We start from the raw sequence: 21,354 nt of genomic DNA, 5'->3' as shown, positions 1-21,354 counted from the left end.
CCATGTCGCATTCGATTCGTGACAACCTCAAGCGCCTGCTGGCCCCCCGGCACCTGGCCTTCGTCGGCGGGCGCAGCATGGCGCGGGCGCTGAAGCGCTGCGCCGAAGGTGGCTTTGGTGGCGAGCTGTGGCTGGTCAACCCGCAGCATGACAGCCTCGAAGGCATTCCCTGTGTAGCACGTGTGGCCGACTTGCCCCATGCCCCGGACGCGGTGTTCATCGCCACCAACCGCGAACTGACCCTGCAGTGTGTTGCCGAGCTGGCCGCACGCGGCGCCGGTGGCGCCATCTGCTATGCCTCGGGCTTTGCCGAAAGCGGCGAAGAGGGCCGCCAGCTGCAGCAGCGCCTGCTCACCGCCGCCGGCAACATGGCCTTGCTCGGCCCCAACTGCTACGGCCTGCTCGACTACCTGCACGGCGCTGCCCTGTGGCCGGTGGCCCATGGTGGCCAGCAGGTGGAGAAGGGCGTGGCGATCCTCACCCAGAGCGGCAACTTCGCCTACAACCTGTCGATGAGCGACCGATCGCTGCCGGTGGCCTACATGGCCTCGGTCGGCAACCAGGCACAACTGGGCGTGGCCGAGCTGATGGACGTGCTGCTCGACGACCCACGGGTAACCGCCATCGGCCTGCACCTGGAAGGCCTGAAGAACGTGCCGGGCTTCGCCCGTGCTGCCTGCAAGGCATTGCAGCAGGGCACGCCGATCATTGCGCTGAAGACCGGCGTTTCGCAGATTGGCGCCGAACTGGCGCTCAGCCACACCAGCTCGCTGTCCGGCTCCGATGCCTTGTACGACAGCCTGTTCCAGCGCCTGGGCGTGATCCGCGTCAGTGGCCCGGTGAGCTTCGTTGAAACCCTCAAGGCCGCCGCCTGTGGGCGCCTTCCGGTGAATGGCGAGCTGATCGCCCTGGCCTGCTCGGGTGGCGATGCCGGCTTGATCGCCGACTATGCCGAGCGCAACCAGCTGGTCCTGCCGAAGCTCGAACAAGGGCAGGTGGCGCAGTTGGCCGAGGTGCTGCCGGCCTATGCCAACCTGGTCAACCCGCTGGACTTCACCACGGCCATCTGGGGTGATGCAGCGGCTCTGCAACGCATGCTCGACAGCACCCTGAGCGGCGCAGCCGACGCGGCCATGCTGGTGCTGGACTACCCGGCGGCGTTCACCGGCGAACGCAAGGAATGCGACCTGCTGCTGGCGCTGTACTGCGATGCACTGGAGCGCCACGGCAAGATCGGCTTCGTCACCTCGGCATTCCCGGAGCTGTTGCCCGCCTGCGCGCGCGAGCGTTTGCACGCGCGTGGCATCGCCGCCCTGCAGGGCGTGGAGGATGGCCTGGCAGCCTGGGGCCGCATCGTCACCTACCAGCGCAACCGCCAGCGGCTACTGGAACAGGGTGAGGCCGCGCGGGTGCCGCTGTGCCCGAAGGCCATCGCGGGCGAGGGCCAGCTGCTGGACGAATGGCAATCCAAGCAAGCCCTGCGTGCCTTCGGCCTGCCGGTACCGGCAGGGGTGCTGAGCACACCCGAGCGCGCCGTGGCAGATGCCGCCCGCGTCGGCTACCCGCTGGTACTGAAGGCGGTCAGCGCGCAACTGCCGCACAAGACCGAAGCCGGTGCGGTGGCGCTGAACCTGCGCGATGCCGCCGCCCTCGAGGGTGCGCTGGTGCAGATGCGCCAGCGCATCGCCGCCTACGCCCCGCAGGTAGCGTTCGACCAGGTGCTGCTCGAACCGATGGCCGAGCCGCCGCTGGCCGAACTGATCGTCGGCATCAAGCGCGAGCACGACTTCGCCCTGGCCCTGGTGATCGGTGCCGGTGGCGTGCTGGTCGAGCTGCTCAAGGACAGCGTCAGCCTGTTGCTGCCGACCACCGACGATGCCATCCGCAGCGCGCTGCTCGGCCTACGCAGTGCCAGCCTGCTGCAAGGCTTCCGTGGCCGCCCGGCCGCCGACCTCGACGCACTGGTTGCGGCTATCCGCGCGGTGGCCGACTACGCCTGCGAGAACGCCGGGCAACTGCTGGAGCTGGATGTGAACCCATTGATGGTCGGTGCCCACGGCACCACCGCGGTCGACGCGCTGATCCGCCTCGGCCAGGCGCAAGGAGAACGAAATGAATAAGCACACCCCGACCGCCGGCCAGGCGTTGGTGCGCCTGCTGGCCAACTACGGCGTGGAGACGGTTTTCGGCATCCCCGGCGTGCACACCCTGGAGCTGTACCGCGGCCTGCCGGGCAGCGGCATCCGCCATGTGCTGACCCGCCACGAGCAGGGCGCCGGCTTCATGGCCGACGGCTATGCACGGGTAAGCGGCAAACCGGGGGTGTGCTTCGTCATCACCGGCCCGGGCGTGACCAATGCCGCCACCGCCATCGGCCAGGCCTACGCCGACTCCATCCCGATGCTGGTGATTTCCAGCGTCAACCACACTGCCAGCCTGGGCAAGGGCTGGGGCTGCCTGCACGAAACCCAGGACCAGCGCGCCATGACCGCGCCGATTACCGCGTTCTCCGCCGTGGCCCTGCGCGGCGACGACCTGCCCGAACTGATCGCCCGCGCATGGGCTGTGTTCGACAGCGAACGGCCGCGCCCGGTGCACATCTCGGTGCCGCTGGACGTACTGGCCGCACCGGTCAGCCGTGACTGGAGCAATGAGGTAGTGCGCCGTCCCGGGCGCGGCCAGCCTTGCCGCGACATCCTCGACCAGGCCGCCATGAAACTGGCCGCCGCCAAGCGCCCGATGATCATTGCCGGCGGAGGGGCATTGCACGCGGCCGAGCAGCTGCAGCAGCTGAGCACTCGGCTGGCAGCGCCATTGTTCACCAGCGTGGCCGGCAAGGGCCTGCTGCCAGCGGACGCGCCACTGAATGCCGGCGCCAGCCTGTGCGTCGAGCCCGGCTGGCAGCTGATCAGCCAGGCCGACGTGGTGCTGGCAGTAGGTACCGAAATGGCCGACACCGACTTCTGGCGCGAGCGCCTGCCGATCAGCGGCGAGCTGCTACGCGTGGACATCGACCCGCGCAAGTTCAACGACTTCTACCCCTGTGCCATAGCGCTGCACGGGGATGCCCGGCAAACCCTGGCCGGCCTGCTCGAGCACCTGCCAGCGCTGGATCGTGACCCGGCCCAGGCCAGCGAAGCCGTGGCCAACCTGCGCCAGGCCATTCGCGGCGGGCATGCGCCACTGCAGGCCGTGCACCAGGCGATTCTCGACCGCATTGCCGCCGTGCTGCCCGACGATGCCTTCGTCAGCAGCGACATGACCCAGTTGGCCTACACCGGCAACTACGCCTTCGCCAGCCGGGCGCCGCGCAGCTGGCTGCACCCCACCGGCTACGGCACCCTTGGCTATGGCCTGCCGGCCGGCATCGGCGGCATGTTCGCCAGCGACCATCGCCCAGGCCTGGTGCTGGTGGGCGACGGCGGCTTCCTCTACACCGCCCAGGAGCTGGCCACGGCAGTCGAAGAACTGGACCGGCCACTGGTCGTGCTGTTATGGAACAATGACGCCCTTGGCCAGATCCGCGACGACATGCTCGGGCTGGACATCGAGCCGGTCGGCGTACTGCCACGCAACCCGGACTTCATCGGCCTGGCCCGCGCCTTTGGTTGCACGGTGCGCCAGCCGCGTGACCTGGACGCGCTGCAGGCCGATCTGGCCAGCGGTTTCGCCACCCCCGGCGTCACCTTCATCGAACTCAAACACACCTGCGTCTGCTAAGCGGCAGACACCACGAACAACAAGAGAAATCACCATGCAATTTAGCCGTACCCTCCTGGCTGCATCCCTCGCTCTGCTGATCACTGGCCAGGCCCCGCTGTACGCCGCACCGCCCCTGTCGATGGACAACGGCACCACCGCCCTGACCGCGCAGAACAGCAACGCCTGGGTCGAAATCAGTGCCGGCGCACTGCAACACAACATCCGTACCTTGCAGGCCGAGCTGGGCGGCAAGTCCAAGCTGTGCGCCGTGCTCAAGGCCGACGCCTATGGCCACGGTATCGGCCTGGTCATGCCGTCGATCATCGCCCAGGGCGTGCCCTGCGTGGCGGTGGCCAGCAACGAGGAGGCACGCGTGGTCCGCGCCAGCGGCTTCACCGGGCAACTGGTGCGGGTACGCCTGGCCAGCCTCGGCGAAGTGGAAGATGCCTTGCAGTACGACATGGAAGAGCTGGTTGGCAGCGCCGAGTTCGCCCGCCAGCTCGATGCCATCGCCGAACGCCACGGCAAGACCCTGCGCATTCACATGGCGCTCAATTCCAGCGGCATGAGCCGCAACGGCGTGGAAATGACCACCTGGTCCGGCCGGGGTGAAGCGCTGCAGATCACTGACCAGAAGCACCTCCAGCTGGTCGCGCTGATGACTCACTTCGCCGTGGAAGACAAGGACGATGTGCGCAAAGGCCTGGCAGCGTTCAACGAACAGACCGACTGGCTGATCAAGCACGCGAAGCTTGATCGCAGCAAGCTCACCCTGCATGCCGCCAACTCCTTCGCTACGCTGGAAGTGCCGGAAGCGCACCTGGACATGGTGCGTACCGGTGGCGCGCTGTTCGGCGACACCGTGCCGACGCGCACCGAATACCAACGTGTCATGCAGTTCAAGTCGCACGTGGCGGCGGTGCACAGCTACCCGGCAGGCAACACCGTCGGCTACGACCGCACCTTCACCCTGGCGCGTGATTCGCGCCTGGCCAACATCACCGTGGGTTACTCCGATGGCTACCGCCGGGTGTTCACCAACAAGGGCCATGTGCTGATCAACGGCCACCGAGTGCCAGTGGTGGGCAAGGTGTCGATGAATACCTTGATGGTCGATGTCACCGACTTCCCCGATGTGAAAGGGGGCAACGAAGTGGTGCTGTTCGGCAAACAGGCCGGGGGGGAGATCACCCAGGCCGAGATAGAAGAAATCAACGGCGCGTTGCTCGCCGACCTCTACACCGTATGGGGCAGTTCCAACCCGAAGATTCTCGTCGACTGAACTGCCAATGAAGGGAGATTGCCATGCGCTACGCCAAGCTCACTCAACACATCGCCGGCGACGGGGCTGCGGCCTGGGACATCCACTATCGCGCCCTGGCGCTGCAGGCCGAGGGTAGGGATATCCTGCTGCTTTCGGTGGGTGACCCGGACTTCGACACCCCCGCGCCGATCGTCGAGGCGGCCATCGACAGCCTGCGTTCGGGCCACACCCATTACGCCGATGTGCGCGGCAAGCTGGCGCTGCGCCAGGCCATCGCCAACCGCCACCGCCAGCGCAGCGGCCAGGCCGTCGATGCCGACCAGGTGACGGTGCTGGCGGGGGCCCAGTGCGCGCTGTACTGCGTGGCCCAGTGCGTGCTCGACCCGGGTGACGAGGTAATTGTCGCCGAGCCCATGTACGTTACCTACGAGGCGGTGTTCGGGGCTTGTGGCGCCAAGGTGGTACCGGTGCCGGTCAAGCCGGAGAACGGCTTTCGCGTGTGCCCGCGTGACGTGGCCGCGCGCATCACCCCGCGCACCCGCGCCCTGGCCCTGAACAGCCCGCACAACCCCTCGGGGGCGAGCCTGCCGCGCGCCACCTGGGAGGCGCTGGCCGAGCTGTGCATCGCCCACGATCTGTGGTTGATCTCTGACGAGGTGTATAGCGAGCTATTGTACGACGGCGAGCATGTCAGCCCTGGCAGCCTGCCGGGCATGGCCGAGCGCACCGCCACCCTCAACAGCCTGTCGAAGTCGCATGCCATGACCGGTTGGCGGGTGGGCTGGGTGGTCGGTTCGACCGAACTTGCCACCCATCTGGAAAACCTCGCCCTGTGCATGCTGTACGGTTCGCCGGACTTCATCCAGGACGCCGCCGTGGTGGCACTGGAGCAGCAGCTGCCGGAACTGGATGTTATGCGCGAAGCCTATCGCCAGCGTCGCGACCTGGTGTGCGAGCAGTTGGCCGACTGCCCGGGCATCAAGGTGCTCAAGCCCGATGGCGGCATGTTCGTGATGGTCGATATCCGCGAGACCGGCGTATCTGCCCAGACCTTTGCCGACTACCTGTTGGACAGCCAGGGCGTGTCGGTGCTTGCCGGCGAAGCGTTCGGTCCCAGCGCTGCCGGGCATATCCGCCTGGGCCTGGTGCTGGGCAATGCGGCGCTGATCGATGCCTGCCGACGCATCGCCTACTGTGCCGACGAACTGAAACGGGACTACGGCCATGCGTGAGTATGCGCGGCTGTACATCGACGGCGCCTGGCAGGTACCGAGCGGGCAGGGCATGGCCGAGGTGATCGACCCGGCCACCGAACAGGCCATCGGCCGGGTGCCGCTGGGCGCCGAGGCCGATGTCGAACGGGCGGTCATGGCCGCGCGGCGGGCCTTCGATGGCTGGTCGCGCACGCCGTCCAGCGTACGTGCCGGCTATATAACGGCGCTGGCTGCACAGCTGAAAAGCCGCGCGGCGGAAATGGCCTCGGTCATCACCGACGAGTTGGGCATGCCGGTGCAGTGGTGCCAGGCGGTACAGGTGGAGGGCCCGATTGCCGGGCTGGAGCAGTACGCCGAACTGGCCGGGCTGATGGATGAGGTGCGCGAAGTCGGCAACTCGCTGGTGTACCGCGAAGCCGTTGGCGTGTGCGCGTTCATCAACCCGTGGAACTACCCGCTGCACCAGATGGTCGGCAAGCTGGCGCCGGCTCTGGCCGCCGGCTGCACGGTGGTGGTCAAGCCCAGCCAGGAAACACCGCTGCATGCGTTCCTGCTGGCCGAGATGATCGAGGCCATCGGCCTGCCGGCCGGGGTGTTCAACCTGGTCAGCGGGCCGGGGGCCAAGGTTGGCGAGGCCCTGGCCCGGCACCCGCAGGTGGACATGGTGTCGTTCACCGGCTCCACCGGCGCCGGGGTGCGCGTGGCACAGGCGGCCGCGCCGACGGTGAAGCGGGTGTGCCTGGAGCTGGGCGGCAAGTCGCCGCTGCTGATCACCGCCGACGCCGACCTGCACGCGGCGGTGCGCCATGGCGTGCAGGACGTGATGATCAACTCGGGGCAGACCTGCACGGCCCTGACCCGCATGTTGCTGCCGGCCAGCCGCTACGCCGAGGCGCTGGAGATTGCCGAGGCCGAGACCCGTGCGCTGGTCATGGGCGACCCGCGTGACCCGGCCAGCTTCCTCGGGCCGATGTGTTCGGCAGGCCAGCGGCGCACCGTGCTCGACTACATTCGCCTGGGCCAGGAAGAGGGCGCGCGCCTGCTGTGCGGCGGTGATACGCCAGCCGGCTTCGAGCGCGGCTTCTACGTGGCGCCGACCTTGTTCGCCGATGTCGACAACCGCATGCGCATCGCCCAGGAGGAAATCTTCGGCCCGGTGCTGTGCCTGATCCCCTATGCCGACGAGGCCCAGGCGCTGGCCCAGGCCAACGATTCGCCGTTCGGCCTGTCCAGTGCGGTGTGGGCCGGTAGCCGTGAGCACGGCCTGGCCCTGGCGCGGCAGATACGCGCCGGGCAGTGCTTCATCAACGGTGGCGGGTTCAACTACCAGGCACCGTTTGGTGGCTACAAGCAGTCGGGCAACGGGCGCGAGTGGGGCGAGGAGGGCCTGGCCGAGTTCGTCGAGGTGAAAGCGGTGCAGTGCTGAGCACAGCTGGAAGACAACCTGTTTTGTGTGAGGAGAATGTTTGTGAATGTACTGATCGTCCACGCTCACCCCGAGCCGCAATCGTTCACTGCTGCCCTGCGTGACCAGGCCGTGGAAACCTTCCGCGCCCAGGGCCACCAGGTGCAGGTCAGCGACCTGTACGCCATGGGCTGGAACCCGGTGGCCAGCGCCGATGACTTCAGCCAGCGCGAGAACTCCGAGTACCTGGTGTATGCCCTGGAGCAGCGCCAAGGGGTCAAGCGTGGCGCCATTGCCGCGGATATCCGGCAGGAGCTGGACAAGCTGCTGTGGGCCGACTTGCTGGTGCTGAACTTCCCGATCTTCTGGTTCTCGGCGCCGGCCATGCTCAAGGGCTGGATCGACCGCGTGCTGGTGTCGGGGGTGTGCTATGGCGGCAAGCGCTTCTACGACCAGGGCGGTTTGGCGGGCAAGAAAGCGCTGGTGACCGTGACCCTGGGCGGGCGCGAGCACATGTTTGGCGACGGGGCGATTCATGGGCCGCTGGAGGACATGCTGCGGCCGATCTTGCGCGGCACGCTGGCCTATGTGGGGTTCGAGGTGCTGCCGCCGTTCGTGGCCTGGCATGTGCCGTACATCAGTGACGAGGCGCGGCAGGTGTTCTTGCAGCAGTACCGGCAGCGCCTGGAGCAGCTCCCGGACGACCAGCCACTGGTGTTCCCGCGCCTGGAGCAGTTTGATGAGGCGCTTTACCCACTAACCTGACTTTTCTCCTGTACCAGCCACTGGGGCCGCGTTGCGGCCCTTTCGCGACACAAGGCCGCTCCCACAAGGACTGCGCAGCCTTCGAAGCCGGCAGTGAACCTGTGGGAGCGGCCTTGTGTCGCGAAAGGGCTGCAAAGCAGCCCCAGAATTCTGTCGGCGTACGACATTCCGCCAAAAAGCGACCACCCACACATTCGGGGTATGTCCCCCTTCGGCAAATCCCTCGATAGTGCCCCCATCGGCTCGATCCCGAGCATTCACACGATGGAGTTGCCATGCGCAAGGTACTGAAGGTGATTGGCGGTCTGCTGCTGGCGTCTGGCGCCAGCCTGGCCCAGGCGGCAGAGGTGGACAGCGGTAACACGTTGCGGTTGTACAACTGGACCGACTATATCGGCGAAACCACCCTGGCCGACTTCGAGAAGGCCACCGGCATCAAGGTCATCTACGACACCTTCGACGGCTACGAAACGGTGCAGACCAAACTGCTCACCGGCCGCTCCGGCTACGACCTGGTCATGCTCAACGCTTCTCTGGTCCCCCCGCTGATCAGCGCCGGGGTATTCCAGGCGCTGGACAAGCAGCAACTGCCAAGCTGGCACAACCTCGACCAGCAGGTGGTGAACAACCTGCAAGGCTACGACCCCGGCCTGAAATATTCGGCGCCCTATACCTGGGGCAGCTCGGGGGTAACCTACAACGTCGACAAGATCACCGCGCGCATGCCCGATGCCCCCATCGGCTCGCTGGCCATGCTGTTCGACCCCAGGATCGTCTCGCGCTTCGCCGACTGTGGCGTCACCCTGATGGACGCGCCGACCGAAGTCATCCCGCTGGCCCTGCAGTACCTGGGCAAGGACCCACGCAGCGCATCACCGGCCGACCTCAAGGCGGCCGAACAACTGCTGTTGGGCATTCGCCCGTACATTCGCAAGTTCGATTCGGTCAACTACCTCACCAGCCTGCCCAACGGCGATGTCTGCCTGGCCCTGACCTGGTCCGGCGACTACGCCACCGCCCAGGCCCGCGCGGTGGAAGCGAAGAAGGACATCAAGCTGTCGTTCTTCATCCCCCAGGAAGGCTCGCTGATCTGGTTCGACAACCTGTACATCCCCAAGGATGCGCCGCACGCGGCCAACGCCCACCGCTTCATCGAGTTCCTGCTGCAGCCGCAGACCATGGCCAAGGTCACCGACTACATCCACTACGCCAACAGCAACGCCGCCGCCACGGCGCTGGTGCGCGACGAGATCCGCCAGGACCCGGCCATCTACCCCGACGCGCAAACCCGCGAGCGCCTGTTCGCGCAGAAAACCCAGAGCCCGAAGGACATGCGCGCCATCACCCGGGTCTGGAGCACGGTCAAGACCGGTTTCTGAACACTGCCCAACGATCACTGCCAAGGAGCTGCCCATGGCCACCCCAAGCAAAGCATTCGCCATTGCCCACGACCCGCTGGTGGAAGCCGACAAGGCCCACTACATGCACGGTTACCACGTGTTCGACGAGCACCGCGAGCAAGGCGCGCTGAACATCGTTGCCGGTGAGGGCGCCTACATCCGCGATACCCACGGCAACCGCTTCCTCGATGCCGTCGGCGGCATGTGGTGCACCAACATTGGCCTGGGCCGCGAGGAAATGGCCCTGGCCATCGCCGACCAGGTACGCCAGCTGGCCTATTCCAACCCGTTCTCCGACATGGCCAACGACGTGGCCATCGAGCTGTGCCAGAAGCTTGCGCAGCTGGCGCCGGGTGACCTGAACCATGTGTTCCTCACCACCGGCGGCTCGACCGCGGTCGACACTGCCTACCGGCTGATCCAGTACTACCAGAACTGCCGTGGCAAGCCGCACAAGAAGCACATCATCGCCCGCTACAACGCCTACCACGGCTCCACCACGCTGACCATGTCGCTCGGCAACAAGGCCGCTGACCGGGTGCCGGAGTTCGATTATCAGCACGACCTGATCCACCACGTGTCCAACCCCAACCCGTACCGCGCCCCGCACGACATGGACGAGGCCGAGTTCCTCGACTTCCTGGTGGCCGAGTTCGAGGACAAGATTCTCTCGCTGGGGGCCGACAACGTGGCGGCGTTCTTCGCCGAGCCGATCATGGGCTCGGGCGGGGTGATCATTCCGCCCACGGGCTACTTCCAGCGCATGTGGCAGCTGTGCCAGACCTACGACATCCTGTTCGTCGCCGACGAAGTGGTGACCTCGTTCGGGCGCCTGGGCACCTTCTTCGCCAGCGAGGAACTGTTCGGCGTAACCCCCGACATCATCACTACCGCCAAGGGCCTGACCTCGGCCTACCTGCCGCTGGGGGCGTGCATCTTCTCCGAGCGCATCTGGCAGGTGATCGCCGAGCCGGGCAAGGGCCGCTGCTTCACCCACGGCTTCACCTACAGTGGCCACCCGGTGTGCTGCACCGCGGCGCTGAAGAACATCGAGATCATCGAACGCGAGCATTTGCTGGAGCACGTCAAGGATGTTGGCGGCTACCTGGAGCAGCGCCTGCAAAGCCTGCGCGAGCTGCCGTTGGTGGGGGATGTGCGCTGCATGAAGCTGATGGCCTGTGTCGAGTTCGTTGCCGACAAGGCCAGCAAGACGCTGTTCGCCGACGAGGTGAACATCGGCGAACGCATCCACAGCAAGGCCCAGGCCAAAGGGCTGCTGGTGCGGCCGATCATGCACCTGAACGTGATGTCGCCGCCGTTGATCGTCACCCATGCGCAAGTGGACGAGATTGTCGAAACCCTGCGCCAGTGCATCATCGAAACCGCGCGCGAACTCACGGCGCTTGGCCTGTACCAGGGCCGATGAACCTGGCGCAAAGGGCTGTGCGCGGGCGTGCCTGGCAGGCTAGACTGCCGGGCATGACCCAGGCCTCTCCCGACACCCCGCTTACCCTTTCACTGGGCGCGCTGCAGCAATGGCATGCGGCGCTGCAGCGCGCACTGGCCCACAGCGAAACGCCCGAGGCGCTGGCGCATGTGGCAGCCGCCATCGGCCAGCTGGTGCGGGTGGAATCGATGATGATCAGCCTCGAGTGCCAGGGGCGGGCACCGCAACTGTTGTACCAGCAAGGCATCCCCGACCTGCACCGCGCCGCCGTGCTGGAGCGCTACTTCACTGCCGGCTACCTGCTCGACCCGTTCTGCCTGGCCGTGCAGAGCGGCCTGGCCGAGGGCTTCTACCACCTGCAGGAAATCGCCCCGGACAACTTCTTCGACAGCGACTACTACAAGGCCTACTACCTGGGTACCGGTTGCAGTGAAGACAGCTACTACATCGTCGATCTCAGCGCTGGCCGCAAGTTGTCGCTGAGCCTGTTCCAGGGCTGCAGCGGCACGCGCCTGAGTACGGGGCAGATCGACCTGCTGCGTGCGCTGGAGCCGATGGTACGCGAGCTGCTGGGGCGCTACGCCCGGCACCATCTGGAGCCCGGCCCCGCTTCGGCGGAGCGTGGCAGCCTGCAGGCGGCGTTCGACAGTTTCGGCTGCCAGGTGCTGACCGACCGTGAGCGGGAGGTGGCGCACATGATCTTGCGTGGGCATTCGGTGAAGTCCACCGCGCTGGAGCTGGGCATCTCGCCGGAAACCGTACGCATGCACCGCAAGAACCTGTACCTGAAGCTGGAGATCAACTCGCAGTCGGAGTTGTTTGCGCGGTTTATCGACTGGCTGCGCGGTGATCGCCTGGCGGTCTAGCAGCAAAGGAGCAACTGCCTTACTCAAATCTGAAAGCTGGCGCGATCCCTGTGGGAGCGGGTTCACCCGCGAAGCAGACACCGCGGTGGATGGCACGGGCTTCGCCCGTGTTCGCGGGTGAACCCGCTCCCACAGGTATAGCGCTGCCCCCAATAACTCTCAGCCCCTGCCTTTAGCCAGATAGGCCGCAAACTCCGCGTCCGGCACCATGCTGCCACCGGTCCCCCACACCAGATGCGTAGCCCGGCCCATGCGCCCGGCCGACAGGCCCATGCGCGCCAGGTACTCAGGCGCTTCAAGCACCCTGACCATGCCCGGCATCCCCGCCAGCGCCGAAGGCTCCAGCCGCGCATTCTCCTGGTCATGGGCCAATACCAACAGCCGGTACAGCGCCTCGTCGCTGACTGTGTAATAGCCATCGAGCAAACGCTGCATCGCCTTGCCGACAAAGCCGGAAGGGCGGCCCACCGCCAGGCCGTCGGCGGCGGTCAGGTTGTCGATGCCGAAATCCTGCACGCTGGTGGCGTCATGCAAACCGCTATACACCCCCAGGAACATGCACGGTGAGTGGGTGGGCTCGGCGAAGATGCAGTGCACATGGTCGCCCCAGATCAGCTTCAGGCCGAACGCCACGCCACCGGGGCCACCGCCGACCCCACAGGGCAGGTAGACGAACAAGGGGTGCTCGGCATCTACCTTGATGCCCGCGGCTTCGAACTGGGCGGCCAGCCGCTCGGCCGCCACGGCATAGCCGAGGAACAGGTGTGGCGAGTTCTCGTCGTCGACGAAGTAGCAGCCCGGGTCCGCCGCCGCCTGCTGGCGCCCTTGCTCCACCGCCACGCTGTAGTCGCTTTCGTACTCGACCACGTTCACGCCATGGGCGCGCAGTTTGTCCTTCTTCCACTGGCGGGCATCGGCCGACATGTGCACGGTCGCCTGAAAGCCCAGTCTGGCGCTCATGATGCCGATCGACAGGCCGAGGTTGCCGGTCGAGCCGACCGCAACCTTGTACTGGCTGAAGAATTGCCGGGCCTGGTCGCTGGCCAGTTCCCGGTAATCGCTGTCGAGGCTGATCAGGCCGGCTGCCAGGGCAAGGTCTTCGGCATGCTTGAGCACTTCATGAATACCGCCGCGGGCCTTGATCGAGCCAGAGATCGGCAGCTCGCTGTCGGCCTTGAGCCAAAGTGAACCGCTGGCAGGCAGGCCCGCTGCCTGCAGCAAGGTGGCATGCAGTTTGGGCAGCGGGCGCAGTGGTGACTCGATGATGCCGCCGGTGGCGGCGGTATCCGGGAACACGCTGGCCAGGTAGGGGGCAAAGCGTGCCAGGCGGGCACTGGCAGCACTGACATCGGCGGCGCTTAAACCGACGTCGGCCAGGGCTTGGGCGGCCGGGGCAATGTGCGGGTTGAACCAACGGGTTTCGCGCAGGGCCACCAGGTCGTCGATCAGGGGGTGGGAGCTGCACCATGCTTGCAGTGTCTTGCCGTGAATCATGCTGGGTATTCCTGTTGGTTGATGATGGCCGGGGTGTGACACAAAAGTGCGCCTACAGACAGACGCGGACCCTGTGGGAGCGGGTTTACCCGCGAAGAATTCAACTCGGTGCATGGCACGGGCTTCGCCCGTGTTCGCGGGTGAACCCGCTCCCACAGGGGGCAGGTGTTTAGCCAGACCGTTGATTCCAGGAGCGCGCCCTCATTCGGCCTGTTGTGCAATCAATGTCAGGCAGCGCTGCACGATCGGGCTCACATCGCCCTTGCGCCGGCTGAGGATGATCGGGCTGACGGCGCCGCTGTCGAGCAGGCTTACATATTCGATATCGGTGCGGTGCTGCTGTTGCACCGACGCCGGCACCAGGGTCACGCCCACGCCGACGGCCACCAGGCCGATGGCGGTCTGCAGTTCGTTGGCCCATTGGCTGACGTGGATGCTCATGCCGTGGTGGGCGAACAGTGCCAGCACATGGTCGGCATAGCTGGGCCGCGGGTTGGCCGGGTAGAGGATGAACGCCTCGCCAGCCAGCTGGGCAAGTGTAAGCGGGCTGCTCGCCAGCGGGTGATCCTTGGGCAATACCGCCACCAGCGGGTCCTCGCACAGCACTTGTTGGTGAATCGCCGGGTCATCGATGCGAATGCGCCCGAAGGCGATGTCGATGCGCCCGCTTTTCAGCGCCTCCACCTGCTGCAGCGTGGTCATCTCGTTGAGGCCCAGTTCCAGCTCGCTGTCCTGGCGCAGCTCGCGGATCAGCTCCGGCAGCACCTTGTACAGGGTCGACGGGGCGAAGCCGATCCCCAGCCACTGGCGCTGGCCCTGGCCAATGCGACGGGTGTTGTCGCTGATGTTCTGCAGCTGCTGCAGCACGGTGCAGCTCTGTTCGTAGAAGAAGCGACCCGCCTCTGTCAGCCGCAGCGGGCGCTCGCGCACTACCAGCAAGGTACCGAGCTGGTCCTCGAGTTGGCTGATCTGCCGGCTCAGCGGCGGCTGGGCAATGTGCAGCAGCTCGGCGGCGCGAGTGAAGTTCAGGGTTTCGGCCAGGACCTTGAAGTAACGCAAGTGGCGCAGCTCCATCAGACCTCCAGGGTATGGTGGGAGATTCATTCGATATTGGACGGCTATCAGGGTCTCGCGCAATCCTTGAACAAGCAAGTAAATGCACCACTCGGGCCCGCGGCTGGCAGCCCGAAACAACGGGACCTGGCAACAATGACAAGTGTGCTGATTGAACGTATCGAGGCAATTATCGTAGACCTGCCGACCATTCGCCCGCACAAGCTGGCGATGCACACCATGCAGCAGCAGACCCTTGTGGTATTGCGTGTTCGCTGCAGTGATGGCGTGGAAGGCATCGGCGAGGCCACCACCATCGGCGGCCTGGCCTATGGCTACGAAAGCCCGGAGGGCATCAAGGCCAACATCGATGCGCACCTGGCGCCGGCGCTGGTTGGCTTGCCGGCTGACAACATCAACGCCGCCATGCTCAAGCTGGACAAGCTGGCCAAGGGCAATACCTTTGCCAAGTCGGGTATCGAAAGCGCCTTGCTCGATGCCCAGGGCAAACGCCTGGGCCTGCCGGTCAGCGAACTGCTGGGTGGCCGCGTGCGCGACAGCCTGGAAGTGGCCTGGACCTTGGCCAGCGGCGATACCGCCCGGGACATCGCCGAAGCCCAGCACATGCTGGAGATTCGTCGGCATCGGGTGTTCAAGCTGAAGATTGGCGCCAACCCGTTGGCCCAGGACCTAAAGCACGTGGTGGCGATCAAGCGCGAGCTGGGCGACAGCGCCAGCGTGCGGGTCGACGTCAACCAGTACTGGGACGAATCCCAGGCCATCCGTGCCTGCCAGGTGCTTGGCGACAACGGCATCGACCTGATCGAGCAACCGATTTCGCGTATCAACCGCAGCGGCCAGGTACGCCTGAACCAGCGCAGCCCGGCACCGATCATGGCCGACGAGTCGATCGAAAGCGTCGAGGACGCCTTCAGCCTGGCTGCCGACGGCGCGGCCAGCATCTTCGCCCTGAAAATAGCCAAGAACGGCGGCCCGCGGGCCGTACTGCGTACCGCGCAAATCGCCGAGGCTGCCGGCATCGCCTTGTATGGCGGGACCATGCTCGAAGGCTCGATCGGCACCCTGGCTTCGGCTCATGCCTTCCTGACCCTGCGCCAGCTCACCTGGGGCACCGAGCTGTTCGGGCCGCTGCTGCTGACCGAAGAAATCGTCAACGAGCCGCCGCAATACCGCGACTTCCAGCTGCACATTCCACGTACCCCAGGCCTGGGCCTGACCCTGGACGAACAGCGCCTGGCGCGCTTCGCCCGCCGCTGAACGAACACACACAGAACCCTGTGGGAGCGGCTTTAGCCGCGAAGCAGGCGACGCGGTGGATGGCACGGGCTTCGCCCGTGTTCGCGGGTAAACCCGCTCCCACAGTGTTTGCGCCAAATCAGAGAAAGGAGATACCAGCATGCTGTTCCACGTGAAGATGACCGTGAAACTGCCGGTCGACATGGACCCGGCCAAGGCCGCCCGGCTCAAGGCCGACGAAAAGGAACTGGCCCAGCGCCTGCAGCGCGAAGGCACCTGGCGCCACCTGTGGCGCATTGCCGGGCACTACGCCAACTACAGCGTGTTCGATGTACCCAGCGTCGAGGCGCTGCACGACACCCTGATGCAGCTGCCGCTGTTCCCGTACATGGATATCGAGGTAGACGGTCTGTGCCGGCACCCCTCGTCGATTCACAGCGACGACCGCTGAGTCGCACCTGTCTACCTGACAAGAACAAGATGAGGCAAGCACGATGACCGTTAAAATTTCCCACACTGCCGATGTTCAGGCGTTCTTCAAGGAAGTGGCCGGCCTGGGCCATGCTGAAGGCAACCCACGCTTCAAGCAGATCATCCTGCGTGTGCTGCAGGACACTGCACGCCTGGTCGAGGACCTGGAAATCACCGAAGACGAGTTCTGGCATGCCGTCGACTACCTCAACCGCCTGGGTGGCCGTAACGAAGCCGGCCTGCTGGCGGCGGGCCTGGGCATCGAGCACTTCCTCGACCTGTTGCAGGACGCCAAGGACGCCGAGGCCGGCCTGACTGGCGGCACCCCGCGCACCATCGAAGGCCCGCTGTATGTGGCAGGCGCGCCGCTGGCGCACGGTGAAACGCGCATGGATGACGGCAGCGACCCGGGCGTGGTGATGTTCCTCCAGGGCCAGGTGTTCGATGCCGAAGGCAAGCCGTTGGCCGGCGCCACCGTCGACCTGTGGCATGCCAACACCCAGGGTACCTATTCGTACTTCGACACTACCCAGTCCGAGTACAACCTGCGCCGGCGCATCATCACCGATGCCGAAGGGCGCTACCGCGCGCGCTCCATCGTACCGTCGGGGTACGGTTGCGACCCGCAGGGACCAACCCAGGAATGCCTGGACCTGCTCGGCCGTCACGGCCAGCGCCCGGCGCATGTGCACTTCTTCATCTCTGCGCCCGGGCACCGGCACCTGACCACGCAGATAAACCTGGCCGGCGACAAGTACTTGTGGGATGACTTTGCCTATGCCACCCGTGACGGGCTGGTCGGCGAGCTGCGCTTTGTCGAGGATGCTGCGGCAGCGCGTGCTCGCGGCGTAGAGGGTGAGCGCTTTGCCGAGCTGGCGTTCGACTTCCATCTGCAGGCGGCCAAGGCGCCAGACGCCGAGGCGCGCAGCCACCGCCCGCGCGCGTTGCAGGGGGCCTGAGTGATGTTATCGCTCCGGTTGTAGAGGTCGTTGTGGGAGCGGGTTTACCCGCGAAGAATGCGACTCGGTGTATGGCACCGGCTGTGCCGGTGTTCGCGGGTGAACCCGCTCCCACAGGGGCCTGCTAAATCAATGAGTGATGTATTTGTGTTGGTTTTGCCTGGGCCTTTCCGTGCGGGGAGGGCCTGGGCTTTTTGCTGACAGGGGCGGTTGATCTAGAATCCGCCTTTTTACCCGAGCCCCTCACCATGCTGCCCATCGAACTGTTGGCAACCACTGCCGACCAGGCCCCGCTGATTCGCAACCTCTATCAGTTCTACGCCTACGAGTCCTCGGACTGGGAGCAGGAAGACGTCGAAGTGGACGGCCGCTTCTATATCCATGACGAGCACCTGCAACGTTACTGGGGGGCCGATGGCTGGGGCGCGTACCTGGTGCTGGCAGACGGTTTCATCGCCGGTTTCGTGCTGGTCGAACGCAGCGAGCTGCCGGGCATCGACGCGTTCGAACTGGCTGACCTGTTCATCCTGAAAAAGTACCGCCGACAGGGCATCGGCCGGGCGGTGGCATTGCAACTACTGGGCGGCGAGGGCGACTGGTTGATGCGCTGTTACGCACAGGACATGCCAGCCGTGGCCTTCTGCAATGCCGTGCTGGCCGAGCTGTCGCGCCCGGCGCAGCCCATAGCCCTGGATGACGAACCGGGCTTGCTCAATTTCCTGGTCGCGGGCGCCCGCCATTGAGGGGGTTGCAAGCCTTCGTTCGCTAATTGAAGGGATCGTGGCTTTTTGTGAGCTACTTCACAAAGTCGTCATCGAAGGCATAATGCCACCAATCCTTTTCATGCCTTTCGAAGGCCCAGGTAAAAGTCATGTCGCTAGTCGCAAGCCCCGACATCATGTACCGGCTGTTGATCCAGAGTGTGGTGGACTATGCCTTCTACCTGCTCACCCCCGAAGGTATCGTCGCCAACTGGAACCCCGGCGCCCAGCGCGCCAAGGGCTACCTGGCCGAGGAAATCGTCGGCAAGCACTACTCGTTGTTCTACACCGATGCCGAGCGCGCCGCCGGGCTGCCGGCGCTGAACCTTGAGCAGGCCCGCAGCACCGGGCGCTTCGAAGAGATCGGTTCGCGCCTGCGCAAGGACGGCACGGTCTTCCATGCCCATGTGGTGATCGACGCGGTGTACGACGATGCCGGGCAACTGGTGGGTTTTGCCAAGGTCACCCGCGACATTTCCGAGCGTCACCGGCAAGAGCTGGAACTGCTGCAGGCCAAGGAGCTGGCCGAGCAGTACAGCCAGGAAATGGCCAAGCTGTCGCAGTTCCTTGATTCGGTGATTGCCAACATCCCCGCCAGCGTCATTGTCCAGGACCTGGAGAGCCAGCGCATCCTGCTGGCCAACCAGCAGGCCGAACGCCTGTTCGGCGGGCCGCAGCGCAGCATGATCGGGCAGTTGCCCGGCGAGTGCCTGGCACCGGGCGTTGCCGTTTACCTGGAACAGCAACTGGCCCGTGGCGCCCGCAGCACCAAGGGGCATGCTGCCGAAACCCGGGTCGACACGGCCTGTGGCCCACGCACCCTGCGCAGCCGCACCTTGCTTAGCCAGAACCGTGAAGGCCAGGCCGACTATGTGTTGTTCGTTGCCGAAGATGCCACCGAAGAGCTGGCCGCCCACGCGCAGATCCACCACATGGCGCACCACGATGCGTTGACCGGGCTGCCCAACCGCACCCTGTTCAACGAACGCCTGCGCCAGGCCCTGTTGCGTGACAGCGAGCACGCCAAGCTGACCGCCGCACTGTGCCTGGACCTGGACAACTTCAAGAACATCAACGATTCGCTGGGCCACGCCTTTGGCGACAAGCTGCTGCGCGCGCTGGGCAAGCGCCTGCGCCGCGAGCTGCGCGAGCACGACACCCTGGCCCGCCTGGGCGGCGACGAGTTTGCCGTGGTGCTGACCGGCCTGGAAGGCCGGGAGGCCGCATGCAACACTGCGCAGCGCCTGATCAACGCGATCTGCCCACCGTTCCAGATCGAGGGTCACCAGTTCACTGTTGGGGTGAGCATCGGCATTGCCATTGCGCCGGAAGACAGCGACCAGGCCGAGCAACTGCTGGGCTACGCCGACATGGCGCTGTACGAGGCCAAGCGCAATGGTCGCAACCGCTACGAGTGCTTCAGCGTCGAACTGGACGTCGCCGCCCGCCAGCGCCGCCTGGTGGAAACCGACCTGCGCACTGCGCTGCACCTGGGCCAGTTGCAGCTGCACTACCAGCCGGTGGTCGACCAGCAGACCAGCAGCGTTACCGGCTACGAGGCGTTGCTGCGCTGGGAGCACCCGACCCGTGGCATGGTCATGCCCATGGACTTCATCCCCATCGCCGAGGAAACCGGGCTGATCCACGAACTGGGCACCCGGGCGCTGAACCTGGCCTGCCAGGAGGCGGCCAGCTGGGACAGCGAGCAGACGGTGTCGGTCAACCTGTCGGCAGTGCAGTTCAAGAATGCCAACCTGGTGCACACCGTGGCCCTGGCGCTGGCCGACTCCGGCCTGCCGCCACAGCGGTTGGAACTGGAGGTCACCGAGTCGGTGCTGCTGGGCAACAGCGAGGAAAACGTGCGTACCCTGCGTGCACTGAAGGACCTGGGCGTGTCCATTTCGCTGGACGATTTCGGCACCGGATACTCCTCGCTGGGTTACCTGCGTTCGTTCCCGTTCGACCGGATCAAGATCGACAAGTCGTTCGTGCATGACATGTGCGACAGCCGCGAGGCGATGTCGATCATTCGCGCCATTACCGACCTGTCCAACAGCCTGATGATCAAGACCACGGCCGAGGGGGTGGAGTCGGAGGAGCAGATGCGCCGGTTGGTGGCGGAGGGTTGCTCGCACTTCCAGGGTTACCTGTACGGGCGGCCGGCACCGGCGAACGAGCGGTTGAAGCAAGTCGTGACGCCGGCATAGTGCCCTTGCGCGGGCCTGCAGAATCACCGCAGCCGATCGGCCCGGCGCAGTACCTGTGGGAGCGGGTTCACCCGCGAAGCAGGCGACACGGTGGCTGGCACCGGCTGCGCCGGTGTTCGCGGGTGAACCCGCTCCCACATGGGCCGTGCAAGCTTTCAAGGCTTGATCAAGGCTTAGCTGTTCCAGTCTGGCGCAAACGCCGGGCTCACCACCCGCTGGTCCTTCGGCAACCCGGCGATCGCCGCGCGGTCCTCGTCATCCAGTTGCACGTTCGACGCCGCCAGGTTGGCCAGCTGGTTCTCGCGGCTGCCGGCCTTGGGGATCACCGCCACACCGTCCTGGTCCAGCAACCACTTCAGCGCCACCTGGCTGGGCAGTACGCCATGCTTGCGGGCGATCGCCTGGATCACCGGCTGCGCCGCCGCCTGCCCACGGGCCAGCGGGGTGTAGGCGGTGAGCAGCAGGTCGTGGCGGCGGGCATAGTCCAGCAGCGGTTGCTGGCCGAGCAGCACGTGGTATTCCACCTGGATCGCCGACAACGGCGCGCCCAGGGTTTCCACCACCTGGCGCAGCAGCCCCAGCGGGAAGTTGGCCACGCCGATGCTGCGCGCCTTGCCCTCGTCACGCAGGGCCACCAGGGTTTCGATGCTGCGGGCCAGGTCCCAGTCCTGGCTGGGCCAGTGGATGTGGAACAGGTCGACCTGCTCGGTACCCAGGGCGCGAAGGCTGTCCTCCAGCGACTGGCGCATGGCCTTGGGCGTCAGGCGATCCCACCATACCTTGGTGGTCAGGTGAATCTGCTCGCGCGGTACATCGCTTTCGCGCAGTGCCTGGCCGACGGCGGCTTCGTTGTCATAGGCAGTGGCAGTGTCTATGTGCCGGTAACCCAATTCAAGCGCCTGGCGCACGGCCTGGGTGCACTCGCTGCCGATCATTGGCCAGGTGCCCAGGCCGATCGCGGGCAGGGCCAGGCCGTTACGGGTGGTGAGCCTTTGCATGTAAATTCCTTGTAGGGTGTGCAGGGTTCGCATTCGATGGTCGGCGATCAGCACGGCACGGGCCATGCGCGTGGGGCGGAAAGTGGTCGAT

Annotated in this window: 17 protein-coding genes; 14 read left to right on the top strand and 3 right to left on the bottom strand. The window is 65.7% G+C overall.

Going from position 1 to position 21,354, the window contains the following annotated elements; all coding sequences use genetic code 11:
• Nucleotides 1–2: 2 nt before the first annotated feature.
• The 9 genes from NY023_RS16675 to NY023_RS16635 all read left to right on the top strand — a co-directional run bounded on the left by NY023_RS16675 (nt 3) and on the right by NY023_RS16635 (nt 12,063).
• Nucleotides 3–2,120, top strand: a complete 2,118-nt coding sequence (locus NY023_RS16675) for an acetate--CoA ligase family protein (RefSeq protein ID WP_013973078.1) — start codon at nt 3–5, stop codon at nt 2,118–2,120.
• Nucleotides 2,113–3,720: a 5-guanidino-2-oxopentanoate decarboxylase gene (locus tag NY023_RS16670; protein WP_013973077.1), complete on the top strand. Its 1,608-nt coding sequence runs from the start codon at nt 2,113–2,115 to the stop codon at nt 3,718–3,720. Before NY023_RS16675 ends, NY023_RS16670 begins: the two co-directional genes overlap by 8 nt.
• A gap of 34 nt (nt 3,721–3,754) precedes the next feature.
• Nucleotides 3,755–4,984, top strand: coding sequence for an alanine racemase (gene alr / locus NY023_RS16665; protein WP_013973076.1), 1,230 nt, complete (start codon nt 3,755–3,757; stop codon nt 4,982–4,984).
• A gap of 23 nt (nt 4,985–5,007) precedes the next feature.
• Nucleotides 5,008–6,198, top strand: coding sequence for a pyridoxal phosphate-dependent aminotransferase (locus NY023_RS16660; protein ID WP_013973075.1), 1,191 nt, complete (start codon nt 5,008–5,010; stop codon nt 6,196–6,198).
• Nucleotides 6,191–7,606: an aldehyde dehydrogenase family protein gene (locus NY023_RS16655; protein WP_013973074.1), complete on the top strand. Its 1,416-nt coding sequence runs from the start codon at nt 6,191–6,193 to the stop codon at nt 7,604–7,606. Before NY023_RS16660 ends, NY023_RS16655 begins: the two co-directional genes overlap by 8 nt.
• A gap of 42 nt (nt 7,607–7,648) precedes the next feature.
• The gene (locus tag NY023_RS16650) at nt 7,649–8,350 is read left to right on the top strand and encodes an NAD(P)H-dependent oxidoreductase (protein WP_024087323.1); all 702 of its coding nucleotides are present in this window, start codon (nt 7,649–7,651) and stop codon (nt 8,348–8,350) included.
• A gap of 275 nt (nt 8,351–8,625) precedes the next feature.
• Nucleotides 8,626–9,729: a polyamine ABC transporter substrate-binding protein gene (locus NY023_RS16645; protein WP_013973072.1), complete on the top strand. Its 1,104-nt coding sequence runs from the start codon at nt 8,626–8,628 to the stop codon at nt 9,727–9,729.
• Nucleotides 9,730–9,763: 34 nt separating this feature from the next.
• Entirely contained in the window at nt 9,764–11,176 is a 1,413-nt protein-coding gene (locus tag NY023_RS16640) for an aminotransferase (RefSeq protein WP_013973071.1), read from the top strand.
• 53 nt (nt 11,177–11,229) lie between these two features.
• Nucleotides 11,230–12,063, top strand: a complete 834-nt coding sequence (locus tag NY023_RS16635; RefSeq protein WP_013973070.1) for a helix-turn-helix domain-containing protein — start codon at nt 11,230–11,232, stop codon at nt 12,061–12,063.
• A 159-nt stretch (nt 12,064–12,222) separates the two neighbouring features.
• Here the strand turns inward: NY023_RS16635 and NY023_RS16630 are convergent, their stop codons facing one another.
• Nucleotides 12,223–13,557, bottom strand: coding sequence for a D-serine ammonia-lyase (locus NY023_RS16630; protein WP_013973069.1), 1,335 nt, complete (start codon nt 13,555–13,557; stop codon nt 12,223–12,225).
• A gap of 201 nt (nt 13,558–13,758) precedes the next feature.
• Nucleotides 13,759–14,631, bottom strand: a complete 873-nt coding sequence (catR, locus tag NY023_RS16625; RefSeq protein ID WP_013973068.1) for an HTH-type transcriptional regulator CatR — start codon at nt 14,629–14,631, stop codon at nt 13,759–13,761.
• 135 nt (nt 14,632–14,766) lie between these two features.
• Here catR and NY023_RS16620 point away from each other — a divergent pair, with 135 nt between their 5' ends.
• The 5 genes from NY023_RS16620 to NY023_RS16600 all read left to right on the top strand — a co-directional run bounded on the left by NY023_RS16620 (nt 14,767) and on the right by NY023_RS16600 (nt 20,265).
• A complete protein-coding gene (locus NY023_RS16620) occupies nt 14,767–15,888 on the top strand; it encodes a muconate cycloisomerase family protein (protein WP_039613887.1) in 1,122 nt (373 codons plus the stop codon).
• A 139-nt stretch (nt 15,889–16,027) separates the two neighbouring features.
• Nucleotides 16,028–16,318, top strand: a complete 291-nt coding sequence (catC, locus tag NY023_RS16615) for a muconolactone Delta-isomerase (protein ID WP_013973066.1) — start codon at nt 16,028–16,030, stop codon at nt 16,316–16,318.
• Between the two features lie 43 nt (nt 16,319–16,361).
• Nucleotides 16,362–17,297: a catechol 1,2-dioxygenase gene (catA, locus tag NY023_RS16610; RefSeq protein ID WP_013973065.1), complete on the top strand. Its 936-nt coding sequence runs from the start codon at nt 16,362–16,364 to the stop codon at nt 17,295–17,297.
• Nucleotides 17,298–17,545: 248 nt separating this feature from the next.
• Nucleotides 17,546–18,040 (top strand): GNAT family N-acetyltransferase, encoded by a 495-nt coding sequence (locus NY023_RS16605; protein ID WP_013973064.1) that lies wholly within the window; start codon nt 17,546–17,548, stop codon nt 18,038–18,040.
• Between the two features lie 128 nt (nt 18,041–18,168).
• Nucleotides 18,169–20,265 (top strand): putative bifunctional diguanylate cyclase/phosphodiesterase, encoded by a 2,097-nt coding sequence (locus NY023_RS16600; RefSeq protein ID WP_024087319.1) that lies wholly within the window; start codon nt 18,169–18,171, stop codon nt 20,263–20,265.
• Between the two features lie 173 nt (nt 20,266–20,438).
• Here NY023_RS16600 and NY023_RS16595 read toward each other — a convergent pair whose 3' ends face one another.
• On the bottom strand, nt 20,439–21,263 hold the full coding sequence (locus tag NY023_RS16595; protein WP_044047083.1) for an aldo/keto reductase: 825 nt from the start codon (nt 21,261–21,263) through the stop codon (nt 20,439–20,441).
• Between the last annotated feature and the right edge of the window lie 91 nt (nt 21,264–21,354).

The sequence above is a fragment of the Pseudomonas sp. NBB genome (genome assembly GCF_032701105.1).
Taxonomy (GTDB): Bacteria; Pseudomonadota; Gammaproteobacteria; order Pseudomonadales; family Pseudomonadaceae; genus Aquipseudomonas; species Aquipseudomonas asiatica.
This window is presented reverse-complemented; position numbering and strand designations above follow the sequence as displayed.